This is a genomic window from Actinophytocola sp. (assembly GCF_036002505.1).
Lineage (GTDB): Bacteria > Actinomycetota > Actinomycetes > Mycobacteriales > Pseudonocardiaceae > DASYTH01.
On sequence record NZ_DASYTH010000180.1, the window covers coordinates 1 to 2,839 of the forward strand.

4 protein-coding genes and 1 pseudogene are annotated in these 2,839 nt (G+C 69.7%); 1 reads left to right on the forward strand and 4 read right to left on the reverse strand.

Features of this window, described 5'->3' with window-relative positions:
- Positions 1-25: 25 nt before the first annotated feature.
- Complete coding sequence (locus VGR06_RS15230; RefSeq protein ID WP_327559723.1) at positions 26-310, reverse strand: hypothetical protein; 285 nt, start codon at positions 308-310, stop codon at positions 26-28.
- Between VGR06_RS15230 and VGR06_RS15235 the strand changes: the two genes are divergently transcribed.
- A complete protein-coding gene (locus tag VGR06_RS15235; RefSeq protein ID WP_327559724.1) occupies positions 301-903 on the forward strand; it encodes a hypothetical protein in 603 nt (200 codons plus the stop codon). The genes VGR06_RS15230 and VGR06_RS15235 overlap by 10 nt on opposite strands.
- A gap of 373 nt (positions 904-1,276) precedes the next feature.
- Here the strand turns inward: VGR06_RS15235 and VGR06_RS15240 are convergent, their stop codons facing one another.
- From VGR06_RS15240 to VGR06_RS15250, 3 genes and pseudogenes are all read right to left on the reverse strand, one after another.
- On the reverse strand, positions 1,277-1,924 hold the full coding sequence (locus VGR06_RS15240; RefSeq protein WP_327559725.1) for a hypothetical protein: 648 nt from the start codon (positions 1,922-1,924) through the stop codon (positions 1,277-1,279).
- Between the two features lie 47 nt (positions 1,925-1,971).
- Positions 1,972-2,223 (reverse strand): hypothetical protein, encoded by a 252-nt coding sequence (locus VGR06_RS15245; RefSeq protein ID WP_327559726.1) that lies wholly within the window; start codon positions 2,221-2,223, stop codon positions 1,972-1,974.
- Between the two features lie 212 nt (positions 2,224-2,435).
- Positions 2,436-2,839: pseudogene (locus VGR06_RS15250) on the reverse strand (hypothetical protein); the annotation flags it as partial.

The following is a 2,839-nucleotide window of genomic DNA, read 5'->3' on the forward strand; positions in this document are numbered from 1 at the left end:
CGGTACCACTGCGGCGCTGTCTTCGTCAGCGGTCACCCAAGGCCGCGGTCTCCGCGGGCTCGACCGAGAGCTTCTCCCAGCCCGGGAATGCGGCCTCGACGTCCGCCCTCGTCACGCCGCCCACGACGCGACGCCCACTGGTCGGCCCGAAGGCGAGCATCAACTGGGTCGCACCGGGGGCGGCAAGCGCAGAGACACTCCTGCCCTCACCGAGACGCTGCTCGGAAGTCAGGCCCTGAAAGCAGCCGACGTCGAAGAAGAAGTCGAACGTGCCCAGTTCGGCCGGCCGGCTCTGTCGCCGTGGCGACACCCGGCTGCACCGAGTGCGGAAAGCAGCGGCGCACCCTGCAACGCCGCGGCGAGGACTGGTACTGCGGTGTCTGCGGCTCGATCCGCGAGCCCTGCGCCGGCGGCGACAAGGTCCGACGAGTGCACTCCCGCGACCGGCACGGCCGGTCCCGATGCGTTGCCTGCCGACCCTACGGCCAGGACGCGACCGGCACGGTGGTCGGCATCGTCGCCCGCATCGACCCGGCTCTGCCAGCTGGCACAGTCGCCGCGGCGGTCGCCGCCGCGGTGAGCCAGCCCGGGCAACGCCAACAGCTCGCCTGGGCGCTGCAGGACCGGCCCGAACTGTTGACCGGCGCCGGCGCCGAAGTACCCGCTCCGTCGGTGCTCCGCCTCATCGACCTGCTCTGCGACGCGGGTTCCACGAAGATCGTCCGGCCACCCTGCCCGCACTGCGGACGCGTGCTGGCCCTGGTCAAACCCCGCGACGGGCTGCGCCTTTGCCGCAACTGCGTCGCCAAATCCCGCGCTCAGACCTGCGCCGGCTGCGGGGTCATCCGGGAAGCCGCCACGCGCGGCGAACACGGCGAACCGCTGTGTCCCCGCACTGCCTGATCACCGACCCCGCCAACCAGGAAATCTGCCTCGACTGCGACCGCCGCCGACCGTGAGCATCCGCACCCCGGACGGGCCGATCTGCCCCTCCTGCCGCACCGAACCCGTGCTGACCTGCGCCGTCTGCGCACGTACAGCGGCCTGCGCGATCAACCAGGCAACCGGTGAACCGTGGTGCAAGGCATGCCGACGGTGGTGGGCGCGTTGCAGCCACTGCGACCAGGTCCGCGCCGTCCGCGGCGGCACCCGCGCCCAGCCTCTCTGCGCCACCTGAACCCGACCCGAGCCCGGTTTCTGGCGCAGTTGCCCAGGCTGTGGTCCGCAAGGCCAGTTCGGCACCGGGCCCTGCACCCGCTGCAACATCGACGCCCGGCTACGCGAACTCCTCGACGACGGCACCGGGGGCATCCGGCCCGAGCTGACGTCGCTGCACCACAACCTGCTGCACGCCGAACAACCCGACACCGTGCTGTCCTGGCTGGCCAAGAACTCCGGCGCCGCCATCCTGCGCCAGCTCGCCGCCGCCGACCGCCCGCTCACCCACGAAGCGCTCGACGAACTGCCGGACACCAAGCCGCTCAAACACCTGCGCGCGATCCTCGTCGCCACCGGCGCGCTGCCCGTCCGCGACGAACACATGGCCCGGCTGGAGCAGGCGGTTGCCCGCACTATCGGGCAGCGCGACAACCCCGAGGAGCAGCACCTCCTGCGGCGTTACGCGATCTGGCACATGCTGCGCCGCCTTCGCAGCCGCAACCGGGGCGCCGAGACGACCTCGATCCAAGCCGCAAACCTGATGCGGCACCTGCGCGGCACGCTGCAGCTGCTCGACTGGCTCACCGCCCACCGGCTCACCCTGCAGACGGCTCGGCAGGGCGACCTCGACAGATGGCTCACCACCGACGGCGCCAACCGTCACCGAGAGGCGGGGCACTTCACCCGCTGGGCCAAGAACCAGAAGCTCACCAACCTCGAGCTTCCCGGCCATCAAGTCGGCCGGCCCCCAGCAGGCCATCGACACCGAAACACGCTGGGAACACGCCCGCCGACTCCTGCACGACGACACGCTCAAACCCGAGGACCCGGGCCGGCCTGCTCGTCCTGCTCTACGCCCAGTGGCCCGCAGCCATCTGCCAGCTCACCACCGACCACGTCACCACCGACGGCCAGACGGTCCGGCTGCTCCTCGGCGACGAGCCCGTCGACCTGCCCGAACCCCTCGCCGGTCTCGTCCTGCAACTCGTCGCCACCCGCCGAGGACACGCCCGGCTCGGTGACCAAGGAGCTGCCAGCTGCTTTGCTCGCCCGGATGCTCGGCATCCACATCACCGTCGCGGTCGCCTGGCAACGCGCCTCGGCAGGAGACTGGGCCACCTACGCAGCGGACGTCAGCCACCACCATCTGGGCGCTGATACCAGCGCAGAGGCAAAGACACCTGGGCGTAGAGAGCAGTGATCGGCGCCTACGAGTGCCCGTGAGCGGTTGCAGAACGAAGCGACGGGGTCGCCGACGACTCCGTGACTACCTTCGATCACGGCAGGGTGATCCAAACAACATCGCACCGGTAGGCCGCTGGCGAGGTGCCCTGATCGGGTCCTTTTCCAGCGGCCCCCCGGTACTGGGCGATGATAGAGAAATCGCTGTTGACCGTGCGTTCGGTCCGGCGGATCGGACGGCCGTGATGCAGGTAGGGTTTACATTTGGCGGCGATGACGTCGGCGGGCACTTTCAAACCGATCTGCGCGTTGATACTGCGGTGACCGCGGTGATCGTGCTTGTCGTCGGCGTCCATGACCACAATCTCGTAGCCGAGGAACCGGGCGGCTTGTGTCCGTCCATGCGTGATCAGAGTCTTGGGTCCGGATAGCTCCAGCTTGAGTTCCTCACGCAGGAACCGGCCGATCTCGACCTTGATCTCCTCGGCCTCCCGCTTGG

What these genes read in the sequence shown, in the direction of transcription:
- VGR06_RS15245 (WP_327559726.1), bottom strand. Translation starts at nt 2,223, where the DNA reads ATGCCGAGCATCCGGGCGAGCAAAGCAGCTGGCAGCTCCTTGGTCACC.